The 14033-nt window shown below is 62.6% G+C and carries 15 protein-coding genes; 10 read left to right on the top strand and 5 right to left on the bottom strand.

Going from position 1 to position 14033, the window contains the following annotated elements:
* Positions 1-10: 10 nt before the first annotated feature.
* On the bottom strand, positions 11-535 hold the full coding sequence (locus CAG11_RS10920) for an HAD family hydrolase (protein WP_085596308.1): 525 nt from the start codon (positions 533-535) through the stop codon (positions 11-13).
* On the bottom strand, positions 536-1510 hold the full coding sequence (locus CAG11_RS10915; RefSeq protein ID WP_085596307.1) for a KpsF/GutQ family sugar-phosphate isomerase: 975 nt from the start codon (positions 1508-1510) through the stop codon (positions 536-538). It lies immediately after the preceding gene.
* Between the two features lie 262 nt (positions 1511-1772).
* Between CAG11_RS10915 and CAG11_RS10910 the strand changes: the two genes are divergently transcribed.
* From CAG11_RS10910 to hisC, 10 genes are all read left to right on the top strand, one after another.
* A complete protein-coding gene (locus CAG11_RS10910) occupies positions 1773-2582 on the top strand; it encodes an ATP-binding cassette domain-containing protein (protein WP_085596306.1) in 810 nt (269 codons plus the stop codon).
* Entirely contained in the window at positions 2582-3379 is a 798-nt protein-coding gene (gene mlaE / locus CAG11_RS10905; RefSeq protein WP_085596305.1) for a lipid asymmetry maintenance ABC transporter permease subunit MlaE, read from the top strand. Before CAG11_RS10910 ends, mlaE begins: the two co-directional genes overlap by 1 nt.
* Entirely contained in the window at positions 3379-3846 is a 468-nt protein-coding gene (mlaD, locus tag CAG11_RS10900) for an outer membrane lipid asymmetry maintenance protein MlaD (RefSeq protein ID WP_085596304.1), read from the top strand. The genes mlaE and mlaD overlap by 1 nt, the downstream gene beginning before the upstream one ends.
* Before the next feature lie 11 nt (positions 3847-3857).
* The gene (locus tag CAG11_RS10895) at positions 3858-4511 is read left to right on the top strand and encodes a phospholipid-binding protein MlaC (protein ID WP_085596303.1); all 654 of its coding nucleotides are present in this window, start codon (positions 3858-3860) and stop codon (positions 4509-4511) included.
* The gene (locus CAG11_RS10890) at positions 4508-4813 is read left to right on the top strand and encodes a lipid asymmetry maintenance protein MlaB (protein WP_085596302.1); all 306 of its coding nucleotides are present in this window, start codon (positions 4508-4510) and stop codon (positions 4811-4813) included. The genes CAG11_RS10895 and CAG11_RS10890 overlap by 4 nt, the downstream gene beginning before the upstream one ends.
* A gap of 118 nt (positions 4814-4931) precedes the next feature.
* Positions 4932-5171 (top strand): BolA family protein, encoded by a 240-nt coding sequence (locus tag CAG11_RS10885; protein WP_022642333.1) that lies wholly within the window; start codon positions 4932-4934, stop codon positions 5169-5171.
* Positions 5172-5193: 22 nt separating this feature from the next.
* On the top strand, positions 5194-6459 hold the full coding sequence (gene murA, locus CAG11_RS10880) for a UDP-N-acetylglucosamine 1-carboxyvinyltransferase (protein ID WP_022642334.1): 1266 nt from the start codon (positions 5194-5196) through the stop codon (positions 6457-6459).
* A gap of 125 nt (positions 6460-6584) precedes the next feature.
* Positions 6585-7220: an ATP phosphoribosyltransferase gene (hisG, locus tag CAG11_RS10875; RefSeq protein WP_053134145.1), complete on the top strand. Its 636-nt coding sequence runs from the start codon at positions 6585-6587 to the stop codon at positions 7218-7220.
* Positions 7221-7375: 155 nt separating this feature from the next.
* On the top strand, positions 7376-8704 hold the full coding sequence (hisD, locus tag CAG11_RS10870) for a histidinol dehydrogenase (protein WP_085596301.1): 1329 nt from the start codon (positions 7376-7378) through the stop codon (positions 8702-8704).
* Positions 8705-8706: 2 nt separating this feature from the next.
* A complete protein-coding gene (hisC, locus tag CAG11_RS10865) occupies positions 8707-9759 on the top strand; it encodes a histidinol-phosphate transaminase (protein WP_085596360.1) in 1053 nt (350 codons plus the stop codon).
* Between the two features lie 90 nt (positions 9760-9849).
* Here the strand turns inward: hisC and CAG11_RS10860 are convergent, their stop codons facing one another.
* The 3 genes from CAG11_RS10860 to algW form a co-directional block, all read right to left on the bottom strand.
* A complete protein-coding gene (locus CAG11_RS10860; RefSeq protein ID WP_085596359.1) occupies positions 9850-10569 on the bottom strand; it encodes a DUF4198 domain-containing protein in 720 nt (239 codons plus the stop codon).
* Between the two features lie 21 nt (positions 10570-10590).
* Positions 10591-12696 carry a TonB-dependent siderophore receptor gene (locus CAG11_RS10855; protein WP_085596300.1) on the bottom strand — a complete coding sequence of 702 codons (2106 nt, stop codon included), beginning with the start codon at positions 12694-12696 and terminating at the stop codon, positions 10591-10593.
* Between the two features lie 84 nt (positions 12697-12780).
* Positions 12781-13935, bottom strand: coding sequence for a Do family serine endopeptidase AlgW (gene algW, locus CAG11_RS10850; protein WP_022642338.1), 1155 nt, complete (start codon positions 13933-13935; stop codon positions 12781-12783).
* Between the last annotated feature and the right edge of the window lie 98 nt (positions 13936-14033).

Raw genomic sequence — 14033 nt, 5'->3', positions numbered from 1 at the left:
CGGTGGGACCCTATAAATAAGCAGCGTTGGCTGCTTCGAGGCGGTCCTGGGCATGCAGGATCAGTTCGCAGAACTCGCGGGCAGCGCCTTCGCCGCCCCGCGCCGTTGTAGTGCCGTGGGCATGCTCGCGGACGAACGGGGCCGCGTTGGCGACCGCCATGCCCAGGCCGACGCGGCGGATCACCGGCAGGTCGGGCAGGTCATCGCCCAGATAGGCGACCTGTTCATAGCTTAGGCCCAGTTGGGCGAGAAGCCCGTCCAATACCACCAGTTTGTCTTCGCGGCCCTGGTACAGGTGAGGGATTCCCAGGTTCTTGGCCCGGCGCTCCACTACTGGCGTCTTGCGACCGCTGATGATGGCGGTTTGTACTCCGGCTGCCATGAGCATCTTGATGCCCTGGCCGTCGAGAGTGTTGAAGGTCTTGAATTCGCTGCCATCCTCGAGGAAGTACAGGCGCCCGTCGGTCAGCACGCCATCGACGTCGAAGACCGCCAGCTTGATGTGCTGGCCGCGTTGCAGCAGGTCGTCGTTCATTTACATCACTCCCGCGCGCAGCAGGTCGGACAGGTTGAAGGCGCCGATCGGGCGATCCTCGTTATCCACCACGATCAGTGCGTTGATTCGATTGTCTTCCATGATCTTCAAGGCTTCGGCTGCCAGCATTTCGGCGCGTGCGGTCTTGCCGTGCAGGGTCATGACTTCATCGATGGTGGTGTGATGGATGTCGATGTTGCGGTCCAGGGTGCGGCGCAAGTCGCCGTCGGTGAAGACCCCGGCCAGGCGCCCATCGGCCTCGGCGATGGCGGTCATGCCCAGGCCCTTGCGGCTCATCTCCATCAGGGCGTCCTTGAGCAGGGTGCCGCGCTGGACCTGGGGCAGCTGTTCGCCGGCATGCATGATGTTCTCGACCTTCAGCAACAGGCGACGCCCCAGTGCACCACCGGGGTGGGAGAAGGCGAAGTCTTCGGCGGTGAAGCCGCGCGCCTCCAGCAGCGCCACGGCCAGGGCATCGCCCATGACCAGGGCGGCGGTGGTCGAGGAGGTCGGTGCCAGGTTCAGTGGGCAGGCCTCATGTTCGATATGGGCGTTGAGGTTGACGTCGGCGGCTTTGGCCAGCGGCGAATCAGGGTTGCCGGTAATACTGATCAATTGGATGCCCAAGCGCTTGATCAGTGGCAGCAGGGTCACGATTTCATTGGTGGAGCCGGAGTTGGAGAGGGCAAGGATCACATCGTCGCGGGTGATCATGCCCATGTCGCCATGGCTGGCTTCGGCCGGGTGGACGAAGAACGCCGTGGTGCCGGTACTGGCCAGGGTGGCGGCGATCTTGTTGCCGATATGCCCGGACTTGCCCATGCCGACCACTACTACTCGACCTTTGCTGGCCAGAATCATCTCGCAAGCACGAACGAAATCTGCATCGATATGGGGCAGCAAGCTCTCTACTGCCTGGATTTCGAGGCGAATTGTGCGTTGTGCCGATTGAATCAGGTCGCTGGATTGACTCATGTCTGAAATCGTATAGCCCGATGAAAAGGCGGCGATTATAGCGGTAATGATCGAATCCCTCACGCAAGTTCGTCAGCCTTTGTTTACTTGCGCAGAGAATCTGGCGATTTTGCCTGTCCTATACCTGAACGGTCCGGCTTCGGCCTTGGGGGCTCTGCATCAGCAGTGATATAGTTCGCCGCCAGTTCGGCCTGCCCAGGGGCACGTGCTCTCGGGAGAGAGCCTAGCGTCCGAGTGTTAGGCTGCATCGCAAGGAGTTTAGATGAGTGCCGACAACGCTTACGCGGTCGAGCTGAAGGGCGTTTCCTTCAAGCGCGGTGCGCGCAGCATATTCAATAACGTGGATATCCGTATTCCGCGGGGCAAGGTCACCGGCATCATGGGGCCTTCCGGCTGTGGGAAAACTACCCTGTTGCGCTTGATGGGCATGCAGTTGCGGCCCAGCAGCGGCGAGGTCTGGGTCAATGGCCAGAACCTGCCGACGCTCTCGCGCAGCGATCTGTTCGATGCTCGCAAGCAGATGGGCGTGCTGTTCCAGAGCGGTGCGCTGTTCACCGACTTGGATGTCTTCGAGAACGTGGCCTTTCCGCTGCGGGTGCATACCCAGCTGCCTGACGAAATGATTCGTGACATTGTCCTGCTCAAGCTGCAGGCGGTGGGGCTGCGTGGGGCTGTCGACCTCATGCCCGACGAGCTGTCCGGTGGCATGATGCGTCGGGTCGCCCTGGCCCGGGCCATCGCCCTGGATCCGCAGATCCTCATGTACGACGAGCCTTTCGTGGGCCAGGACCCAATCGCCATGGGGGTGTTGGTGCGCCTGATTCGCCTGCTCAACGATGCCCTGGGCATCACCAGCATCGTGGTGTCCCATGACCTGGCGGAAACCGCGAGCATCGCCGACTACCTCTATGTAGTGGGGGATGGCCAGGTGCTGGGCCAGGGAACTCCTGCCGAGTTGATGGACTCCGACAATCCGCGTATCCGGCAATTCATGAAGGGCGATCCCGACGGCCCGGTACCGTTTCACTTTCCAGCGCCGGACTACCGCGCAGATCTTCTGGGGAAGCGCTGATGCGCAAGATATCGCTAATCGAGAGGATTCGCCTCTTCGGTCGCTCAGGCATCGATGTCCTGGCGGTACTGGGGCGTTCCACCCTGTTCCTGTTCCATACGCTGCTCGGTCGCGGCAGTATCGGCGGTGGTTTCGGCCTGTTGGTCAAGCAACTGCATTCAGTGGGCGTCATGTCCCTGGTGATCATCGTCGTGTCCGGCATCTTCATCGGCATGGTGCTCGCGCTGCAGGGCTTCAACATCCTCTCAAGCTACGGTTCGGAGCAGGCAGTAGGCCAGATGGTCGCCCTGACCCTGCTGCGTGAGCTGGGGCCGGTGGTCACCGCGCTGCTGTTCGCCGGCCGCGCCGGCTCGGCACTGACCGCCGAGATCGGCAACATGAAATCCACCGAGCAGCTCTCCAGCCTGGAGATGATCGGTGTCGATCCGCTCAAGTACATCATCGCCCCGCGCCTGTGGGCTGGCTTCATCTCCTTGCCCCTGCTGGCCATTATATTCTGCGTGGTGGGTATCTGGGGTGGCTCGTGGGTGGCCGTCGACTGGCTGGGGGTCTATGAAGGTTCCTACTGGGCGAACATGCAGAACAGCGTGAATTTCAATAGTGACGTGCTCAATGGCGTGATCAAGAGCATCGTCTTTGCCTTTGTAGTGACCTGGATCGCCGTATTCCAAGGCTACGACTGTGAGCCCACCTCAGAGGGGATCAGTCGTGCCACTACCAAGACCGTGGTGTACGCCTCGTTGGCCGTACTGGGCTTGGACTTTATTCTGACCGCCTTGATGTTTGGAGATTTCTGATGCAAAACCGCACCCTGGAAATCGGTGTCGGCCTTTTCCTGCTGGCCGGCATCCTGGCTTTGCTGTTGCTTGCCCTGCGGGTCAGTGGCTTGTCTCCGACCGCGAGCACCGATACTTATAAACTTTATGCCTATTTCGACAATATCGCCGGTTTGACGGTCAGAGCTAAGGTGACCATGGCCGGGGTGACCGTCGGCAAGGTCACGGCAATCGATCTGGACCGCGACAGCTTCACTGGCCGGGTGACGATGCAACTGGAAAAACGCGTGGATAACCTGCCGACCGACTCCACTGCATCTATCCTGACTGCTGGCCTGTTGGGTGAGAAATACATCGGTATCAGCGTGGGTGGGGAAGAGGCCCTGCTCAAGGATGGTGGAACCATCCACGACACCCAGTCGTCGCTGGTATTGGAAGACCTGATCGGTAAATTCCTGCTCAATACCGTTAGCAAAGACGCCAAATGAGGAGTTTTTCGATGATTTCTATCTTGCGACGTGGCCTGCTGGTGCTATTCGCTGCGCTGCCGTTGCTGGCCAATGCGGCAAGCGCGACCTCCGCCCATGACCTGGTGCAGGACACTACCAACCGCCTGCTGGCCGATCTTGCCGCCAATAAAGAGAAGTACAAGCAAAGCCCGAACGACTTCTACAACTCCCTGAACGGTATTGTCGGCCCTGCGGTGGACGCCGATGGCATCTCCCGCAGCATCATGACCGTGAAGTATTCGCGCAAGGCCACCCCGGAGCAGATGGCGCGCTTCCAGGAGAACTTCAAGCGCAGCCTGATCCAGTTCTATGGCAACGCGCTGCTGGAATACAACAACCAGGGCATCACCATTTCTCCTCCCAAGGATGAAAGCGGTACCCGTACCAGCGTCGACATGCAGGTCAAGGGTAACAACGGGGCGATCTACCCGGTGTCCTACACCCTGGAGAAGATCAGCGGCGAGTGGAAAATTCGTAACGTGATCATCAATGGCATCAATATCGGCAAGCTGTTCCGCGATCAGTTCGCCGATGCCATGCAGCGCAACGGCAACAACCTGGACAAGACCATCGACGGCTGGGCCGGCGAAGTGGCCAAGGCCAAGGAGGCTACCGACAACGCCGCGCCAAAGGCCGAGCAATGAGCGAGGCGGGCGTACGCCTCGGTACCGCCGGGGAGCTGTTGATCAGCGGCGTGCTGGACTATCGCAGCGGCCCGGGCCTGCGCAAGCAGGGCCAGGCGCTGATCAAGTCGAGCCAGGCCCCGGCGCTGGTGCTCGACTGCTCGGCGGTAGAGCGCTCCAGCAGTGTCGGCCTGGCCTTGTTGCTGGCCTTCATGCGTGACGCCCAGGCGCTGGGCAAGGCCGTGAGTGTGCATGCGCTTCCGGACGGCATGAAGGAGATCGCCGAGGTGTCCGGAGTGACCGAGATCCTCGCGCAGCCCTAATCGCCACAGGGTCACGCAAAGCCCCCCGTCAGAGTCCTGCTTATGCGGGGTTCGCAGGCGCGGGGCTTTTTTGTATGATGTCCGACCCGCGCGCACAGGGCGCCGATTGAGGTTGAGCATGCAGGCCAACGAAGTGAAGAGCTTTCTCGAGGGAAAGCTGCCCGGAACTCAGGTAGAAGTTGAGGGCGAAGGCTGCAACTTTCAGCTGAACGTGATTAGCGACGAACTGTCGGCCTTGAGCCCGGTTAAGCGTCAGCAGAGCATCTATGCCCATTTGAATCCATGGATTGCCAATGGCAGCATCCACGCGATCACCATGAAATTTTTCAGCCGCGCGGCCTGGGCCGAGCGCACCTGAGCCCAAGGGCGTCGAGACTCTTATGGATAAATTGATTATTACCGGCGGTGCACGCCTCGATGGCGAGATCCGCATTTCCGGGGCCAAGAACTCCGCGCTGCCTATCCTGGCGGCAACCCTGCTGTGCGATGGCCCGGTCACCGTGGCCAACCTGCCGCACCTGCACGACATCACCACCATGATCGAGCTGTTCGGTCGCATGGGCATCGAGCCTGTGATCGACGAGAAACTCAGCGTCGAGATCGACCCGCGGACCATCAAGACCCTGGTGGCGCCTTACGAACTGGTCAAGACCATGCGTGCCTCGATCCTGGTGCTGGGCCCGATGGTCGCGCGCTTCGGTGAAGCCGAAGTGGCCTTGCCTGGCGGCTGCGCCATCGGCTCGCGTCCGGTGGACCTGCACATCCGCGGCCTGGAAGCCATGGGCGCGCAGATCGACGTCGAAGGCGGCTACATCAAGGCCCGTGCCCCCGAAGGCGGCCTGCGTGGCGCGAACTTCTTCTTCGATACCGTGAGCGTGACCGGTACCGAGAACATCATGATGGCCGCTGCCCTGGCCAAGGGCCGCAGCGTGCTGCAGAACGCCGCCCGCGAACCCGAAGTCGTCGACCTGGCGAACTTCCTGATCGCCATGGGCGCGAAGATCTCCGGCGCCGGCACCGACACCATCACCATCGATGGCGTCGAGCGCCTGCACTCGGCCACCTACAAGGTCATGCCGGACCGTATCGAGACCGGCACCTACCTGGTGGCCGCGGCCGTTACCGGTGGCCGGGTCAAGGTCAAGGATACCGATCCGACCATCCTTGAAGCCGTACTGGAAAAGCTCAAGGAAGCGGGCGCCGAAGTCACCACCGGCAGCGACTGGATCGAGCTCGACATGCACGGCAAGCGCCCCAAGGCGGTCAACGTGCGTACCGCTCCATACCCGGCTTTCCCGACCGACATGCAGGCGCAGTTCATTTCCCTGAACGCGATTGCCGAGGGCACTGGCGCGGTGATCGAGACCATCTTCGAGAACCGCTTCATGCACGTGTACGAGTTGCACCGCATGGGCGCCAAGATCCAGGTCGAAGGCAACACCGCCATCGTCACCGGCGCCGACCTGCTCAAGGGCGCGCCAGTGATGGCCACCGACCTGCGGGCTTCGGCCAGCCTGGTGATCTCGGCCCTGATGGCCGAAGGCGATACCCTGATCGATCGCATCTACCACATCGACCGTGGCTACGAGTGCATCGAAGAGAAGCTGCAGATGCTGGGCGCGAAGATCCGCCGCGTACCGGGCTAGCCTGCCGTGGGCACAGGGAGGTGCCACAGATTCTTGTTCCACGTCGAGCCTGTCTTCAGGCTCGACGCATGTCTGGCGCCGTTTGCGTCCGGGCATCAGTCGCCGCATAAGGACTTACGTTACTCATGTTGACCATCGCACTGTCCAAGGGCCGTATCCTCGACGACACGCTGCCGCTTCTGGCTGAAGCGGGCATCGTGCCAACCGAGAATCCGGACAAGAGCCGCAAACTGATCATCCCCACGACCCAGGACGATGTACGCCTGCTGATCGTGCGTGCCACCGACGTGCCGACCTATGTCGAGCATGGCGCCGCCGATCTCGGGGTGGCCGGCAAGGACGTCCTGATGGAGTACGGCAGCCAGGGCCTGTACGAGCCGCTGGACCTGCAGATCGCCAAGTGCAAGTTGATGACTGCCGGCGCCATCGGTGCCCAGGAGCCCAAGGGCCGCCTGCGGATCGCCACCAAGTTCGTCAACGTGGCCAAGCGCTACTACGCTGAGCAGGGCCGCCAAGTGGACATCATCAAGCTTTATGGTTCCATGGAGCTGGCACCGCTGATCGGCCTGGCGGACAAGATCATCGACGTGGTCGATACCGGCAATACCCTGCGAGCCAATGGCCTGGAACCCCAGGAACTGATCGCTACCATCAGCTCCCGCCTGGTGGTCAACAAGGCATCCATGAAGATGCAGCACGCCCGCATCCAGTTGCTCATCGATACCCTGCGCAAGGCAGTGGAATCGCGACACCGCGGCTGACTCACATGCGTGGCCCACGAGCCGCGCCCATCTATCCGCGTCATACCCAGCATGCTCAGGTGCCCACGCGGATGGCCTGGTAGTCTTGCGGCGCCTGAGTCATGCAAAACCAAGCTTGTCCTTTTGTGCATTCGCCAATCAATGAGGCCTTCGCTATGACCGCTCCCACTGCAATTCGCCGACTCAACGCTGCCGATGCGGATTTCGCCCGACATCTGGATCATCTGCTGAGCTGGGAAAGCGTGTCCGACGACGCGGTCAACCAGCGTGTGCTCGACATCATCAAGGCCGTGCGCGAGCGTGGTGACGCGGCGCTGGTGGAGTTCACCCAGCGTTTCGATGGCGTCCAGGCCAAGGCCATCGATGACCTGATCCTCGACCGTGCCCGCCTGGAGCTGGCCCTGACCCGCATCACTCCGGTACAGCGCGAGGCCCTGGAAAAGGCCGCCAACCGCGTGCGCGTCTACCATGAGCGGCAGAAGCAGGACTCCTGGCAGTACACCGAGGCCGATGGCACCGTGCTCGGCCAGAAGGTCACGCCCCTGGACCGTGCCGGCCTGTATGTACCGGGTGGCAAGGCGTCGTATCCGTCTTCGGTGCTGATGAACGCCATCCCGGCGAAAGTTGCCGGTGTCTCCGAGGTGGTGATGGTGGTGCCGACTCCTCGTGGCGAGGTCAACGAGCTGGTGCTGGCCGCCGCCTGCATCGCCGGGGTCGACCGGGTGTTCACCATCGGTGGCGCCCAGGCCGTGGCCGCGCTGGCCTATGGCACCCAGAGCGTGCCCCAGGTGGACAAGATCGTCGGTCCGGGCAACATCTATGTGGCCACCGCCAAGCGGCATGTATTCGGCCAGGTCGGTATCGACATGATCGCCGGTCCCTCGGAGATCCTGGTGGTGTGCGATGGCCAGACCGATCCGGACTGGATCGCCATGGATCTGTTTTCCCAGGCCGAGCATGATGAGGATGCCCAGGCGATCCTGGTCAGCCCGGATGCCGAGTTCCTCGATCGGGTAGCCGCCAGCATCGCCAAGCTGCTACCGACCATGGAGCGGGCCGAGATCATCAACACCTCGATCAATGGCCGGGGCGCGCTGATCCAGGTCCGCGACATGCACCAAGCCATCGAGGTGGCCAACCGCATCGCACCCGAGCACCTGGAGCTATCGGTGGCCGACCCGCAAGCCTGGCTGGGGCAGATCCGCCACGCCGGGGCGATCTTCATGGGCCGCCACACTTCGGAGGCCTTGGGCGACTACTGCGCCGGCCCGAACCACGTGCTGCCGACTTCCGGCACCGCGCGTTTTTCCTCGCCGCTGGGGGTGTATGACTTCCAGAAGCGCTCGTCGATCATCTTCTGTTCCGAGCAGGGCGCATCCGAACTGGGCCGTACGGCCTCGGTGCTGGCCCGTGGCGAGTCGCTGACCGCCCACGCCCGCAGCGCTGAATACCGTATCGTCGACGACCAAGAACAGGGGCAATGAGCATGAGCAAATTCTGGAGTCCGTTCGTCAAGAACCTGGTGCCCTACGTACCGGGCGAACAACCCAAGCTGACCAAGCTGGTCAAGCTCAACACCAACGAAAATCCCTATGGCCCGTCGCCCAAGGCCCTGGCCGCGATGCAGGCCGAGCTCAACGACAACCTGCGGCTGTACCCCGATCCCAACAGCGACCTGCTCAAGCAGTCGGTGGCCAGCTACTACGGGGTGCAGGCCAACCAGGTGTTCCTCGGCAACGGTTCCGACGAAGTCCTGGCGCACATCTTCCATGGCCTGCTGCAACAGGACCTGCCGCTGCTGTTCCCGGACATCAGCTACAGCTTCTATCCGGTGTATTGCGGCCTGTATGGCATCGATTTCGAGGCGGTGCCGCTGGACGAGCAATTCCAGATCCGCGTGGCCGACTACGCCAAGCCCAATGGCGGCATCATTTTCCCCAACCCGAATGCGCCTACCGGTTGCCTGCTGGCCCTGGAGGCGGTGGAGCAGATCCTCAAGGCCAGCCCCGATTCGGTGGTGGTCGTGGATGAGGCCTACATCGATTTCGGTGGCCAGACCGCCATCAGCCTGGTGGATCGCTACCCGAACCTGCTGGTGACCCAGACCCTGTCCAAGTCCCGTTCCCTGGCGGGTTTGCGGGTGGGCCTGGCGGTAGGGCATCCGGACCTGATCGAGGCCCTGGAACGGGTCAAGAACAGCTTCAACTCCTACCCCCTGGATCGCCTGGCGATCGTCGGTGCGGCCGCGGCTTTCGCAGATCGCGAGTACTTCCAGAAGACTTGCCAGCAGGTAATTGAAAGTCGCGAATGGCTGGTGGCGCAGTTGCAGGCCAAGGGTTTCGAAGTGCTGCCTTCGGCGGCCAACTTCATCTTTGCCCGCCACCCGCAACACGATGCCGCGGGCCTGGCAGCCAAGCTGCGTGAACAGGGGGTGATCGTGCGTCACTTCAAGCAGCAGCGGATCGCCCAGTTCCTGCGGATCAGCATCGGCACGCCAGAGCAGAACCAGGCCCTGGTCGACGGATTGGGGCAGCTCTAAGCGGCAAGCTGGAAGCCCTGAGCATGTGCCTGGGGCTTCTCGCTTGCAGCTAAAGGCTTGCCGCTTTGCCACTGCAGCCTGCGGCTGCGCTTATTCGTGGTGCGGTTGTCCCAGGAATGTCAGGGAGCTGAACAGGCCGCGGGAGGCCGCGTCGGGGTTGTCCTTGAGCGGCACCTCGACCTGCGCGGCGATCACGTTCAAGCCTTCGTTGCGCACCAGTACCTGGGCGCGGCCCTGGGTATCGGTCTCGGTGCTCAGGGTATTGGGTGCATTGCGGTAATCCCCCACCAGCTTCACTCCCGCCGCCGGCTGGCCGTCGAGCAGGACCCGTACCGGCAGGCTCTTGCCGGGGCCCACCAACAGCGGATCGGTCTCGGGCACGATCACCAGCTTGAGCTGATCGAGGCTGGGCAGCTTCGCTCCGGGCTGATAGATCGCCAGGCTGTACTTGAAGGTATGGGTCGAGGCGATGGCGCCAGGCACCTGGCTACGTCCCTGGTTGATCCACTGTTTGTCGGCGGTTTGCGACCAGGGCCCGTTGTCCAGGGCGACCGCCAGCACAGCTGGAGGCTTGAGCGGTTGCAGCCGGGCGTGATCGGCAAGGCGTTGCACCGTCACCGGGATCATCCTTCCCAGGCTGTCATAGGCCCAGGCGCCGCTGATCTTGCGCGGCTTGAAGGCATCGTCCTCGGCGCCATGGCCGTACACCACCTCGATGTTGCCGCGTCGCTGTTCGGTCCACAGGCCATGGGCCACGGCCTGGGTGGTGCCCAGGGTGCCGAGCAGGCCCAGCAGGACAATGGTTTGCATCGATTGCATGGTGGTTCCCTTCTACAGGTTGAGTGTCAGGCTGACGGTGAAGTTGCGCGGTTCTCCCGGGGTGACCCAGTAGTTGCTGTAGGAGCGCTCGTAGTACTTCTCGTCGAACAGGTTGTTCAGGTTCAGGCCCAGGGTCAGGTTGTCGCTGGCCTTGTAGTGGGCCAGCAGGTCCAGGGTACGGTAGGCGGGAAGTTCGAAGCGGCCTCCGGCCTCGCCCGAACGGTCGCCGACATAAGTCAGGGCCGCGCCGATATCCGAGCCCTTGAGGCGACCGTCCTGGAATTCATAGACCCCCAGCAGGCTGCCACTGTGCTTGGCGACCCCGAGAATGCGGCTGCCGGCGGGAATTGCCTGGTCGCCCTTGGTGACTTCGGCATCGATCAGCGCATAGGCGCCGATCACCCGTACCGCGTCGCTCAACTGGCCACTGAATTGCAAATCGAAGCCCTGGCTGCGGGCCTTGCCCATGGCGCGGCTGGAATCGGTGCCGGGATCCAGGGCCAGGACGTTCTCCTTGTCTATATGAAAAGCGGCGAGGGTTGCGCTCAAGCGCTCGTCGAACAGTTCGCTCTTGATCCCCACTTCATAACCGACGCCTTCCTCGGGTTTGAAGGTCTTGCCGGCGGCATCCAGCCCATTGTTGGGCTTGAACGAGGTGGAGGCGTTGGCGAATACGCCGAGCTGCGGAGTCAGTTGATACAGGAGCCCGGCGCGTTGGGTCAGGGCGTCGTGGTTCTGGCGGCTGCGCTTGCCGGTGGCGTGGTCGTCGATCCGCTGCTCGAAATGTTCGAAACGCGCGCCCAGCAAGCCGCGCAGGCGTTCGCTGAAGACGATCTGGTCCTGGAGGTTCAAGGCGCGGCTTTCGACGTGCTCGAAAAAGTCAGTGCCGGAGCGCTTGCCGTCGGGCTTGGCCTGGCCGTAGACCGGGTTGTAGATATCGATGGCATAGGGGCTGCCAGCAATGGCGGTGACCCGCTCGTTCTTGCGGTAGTTCTCGTATTCGCTACCGATCAGCAGCTCATGTTGCCAGCTGCCGAGGTCGAACAGGCCGCGCAGTTCCAGCTGGGTGATGCTGTCGTGCCAGTTATTGTCGCGCTCGCGGTAGCGCCGGTCGACGGTATGCCGGTCGGCATTCAAGGGGCGGGTTTCCGAGGCGAAGCCCCACAGTTTGCCCTCCTTGTAGTGGCTGGCCAGGCGCAGCTTCCAGTTGTCGTCGAGGTGATGTTCCAGGGTGGCCTGAAGCATGCTGTTGTGGTTGTCGATGTTGCCGTCGCTGGGCTCGCCGAGAAAGGTCGAGCGCGAGACGCCATTCCAGCGGTTGCCGGGGGCGACGATGCCGCGGTCGAAGGTCGAGCTGTGGCGAACGAACTCGCTTTCCAGCAGCAGGCTGGTATCCGGGTTCAACTGCCAGCTCAAGGAGGGGGCGACGAACACCCGGCGACTGTCGACGTGGTCGCGAAAGCTGTGGTTGTCCTCCACCGCCAGGTTGACCCGCGACAGCAGGTTGCCCTGGGCATCCAGCGGGGTGTTGAGGTCCAGTTCGGTGCGGTAGCGATCCCAGCTACCGGCACTGGTGCGCAGGGTGGTGAATGCCTGCGGCTGGGGCTTCTTGGTGACGATGTTCACCGTGCCCCCGGGGTCGCCGCGGCCGTAGAGGCTGGCGGCCGGGCCCTTGAGCACTTCGATGCGTTCGATGCTGGCGGCGTCCGGGGTGCTGGGGTAGCCACGATTGGCGCTGAAGCCGTCCTTGTAGAACTCCGAGGTGGTGAAGCCGCGGATGCTGTATTCATACAAGGTCAGGCCGCCGAAGTTGTTCTGCTTCGAGACGCCTCCGGCAAAGTCCAGGGCCCGCTCGACGTTACTGCTGCCCAGGTCCTGGAGCACGCTGGCGGGGATCACGCTGATGGACTGCGGGATCTCGCGAATCGCCGTATCGGTCTTGGTGGCGCTGGCGGAGCGGGTGGCCCGGTAGCCTTTCACCGGGCCCGTGGCGGATTCGGACTCGCCGCTGATGCGGATGGTCTCCAGTTCCACCGGCTGCGGTTCTTCGGCGTATACGGGATCGGCCAGCAGGCCCAGGGTCAGGCCTGCCAGGGGGAAGATTCTTCGGGGCGTCATGAGGCTGTTCCAATAGCGATATTGAAACAATATAACATGACCAATGAGAATGTATATTGTTAGCCCGGCATGGCCGGGCTCACATCATTCCTCTTCCTTGACTGGCGCGGGAGGCGGTCGCAGGCCGATCTCGGCGGTCAGCTTGAGTTCCTTGCCGTTGCGCATGACCTGGATCGCCACCTTCTCGGTGGGCTTGATCCGGGCCACCTGGTTCATCGAGCGGCGGCCGTCGCCGGCAGGTTCGCCATCGATGCTGAGGATCACGTCGCCCAGTTGCATGCCGGCCTTTTGCGCCGGGCCATCGCGGAAGATCCCCGCCACCACGATGCCCGGGCGCCCGGCCAGCCCGAAGGACTCCGCCAGCTCCTGGGTCAGCGGCTGCACCTCGATTCCCAGCCAGCCACGGATGACCTGGCCGTGTTCGATGATCGACTTCATCACTTCCATGGCCAGCTTGATCGGGATGGCGAAGCCGATGCCCTGGGAGCCGCCGGACTTGGAGAAGATCGCGGTGTTGATGCCGGTCAGGTTGCCGTTGGCGTCCACCAGGGCGCCGCCGGAGTTGCCCGGGTTGATCGCCGCATCGGTCTGGATGAAGTCTTCGTAGTTGTTCAGGCCCAGCTGGTTGCGGCCAGTGGCGCTGATGATGCCCATGGTCACGGTCTGGCCTACCCCGAACGGGTTGCCGATGGCCAGGGCGACGTCGCCAACGCGGACGTTTTCCGAGCGGCCGACGGTGATCGAGGGCAGGTTCTTCAGGTCGATCTTGAGTACCGCCAGGTCGGTTTCCGGGTCGCTGCCGATGACCCGGGCCAGGGTTTCCCGGCCGTCCTTGAGGGCCACCACGATTTGCTCGGCGCCGGAGGTCACGTGGTTGTTGGTCAGCAGATAGCCTTCGGGGCTCATGATCACCCCGGAACCCAGGCTCGACTCCATGCGCTGCTGCTTGGGCAGGTTGTCACCGAAGAAGCGTCGGAACTGCGGGTCCTCGAACAGCGGGTGGGCCGGCCGGTTGATCACCTTGGTGGTGTACAGGTTGACCACCGCAGGGGCGGCGATGATCACCGCATCGGCGTAGGACACCGGGCCCTGTTGGGTACCAGTGGTTTGCGGCGCTTGCTGCAGATTCACATCCAGGCTGGGCAGGCCGACCCATTGCGGGTAACGCTGAATAATCAACAACGCGATAAGCACGCCGGCCAGTAGTGGCCAGCCGAAAAAACGCAGAGCCTTGAGCATCGGGCAAGTCCTGGGTGGTTACGAAGGGCTGCGCACGGCCCCATAATGTCGCGCATTATACGAGGCCGCACGCGCCTCTGGACGGGATATTTAGGAGT

It is taken from the genome of Pseudomonas sp. B6(2017), from assembly GCF_002112765.1.
GTDB classification, from domain to species: domain Bacteria; phylum Pseudomonadota; class Gammaproteobacteria; order Pseudomonadales; family Pseudomonadaceae; genus Aquipseudomonas; species Aquipseudomonas piscis.
Note: the sequence above shows the minus strand (reverse complement) of the source record. Positions and strands in the feature narration are given on the sequence as shown.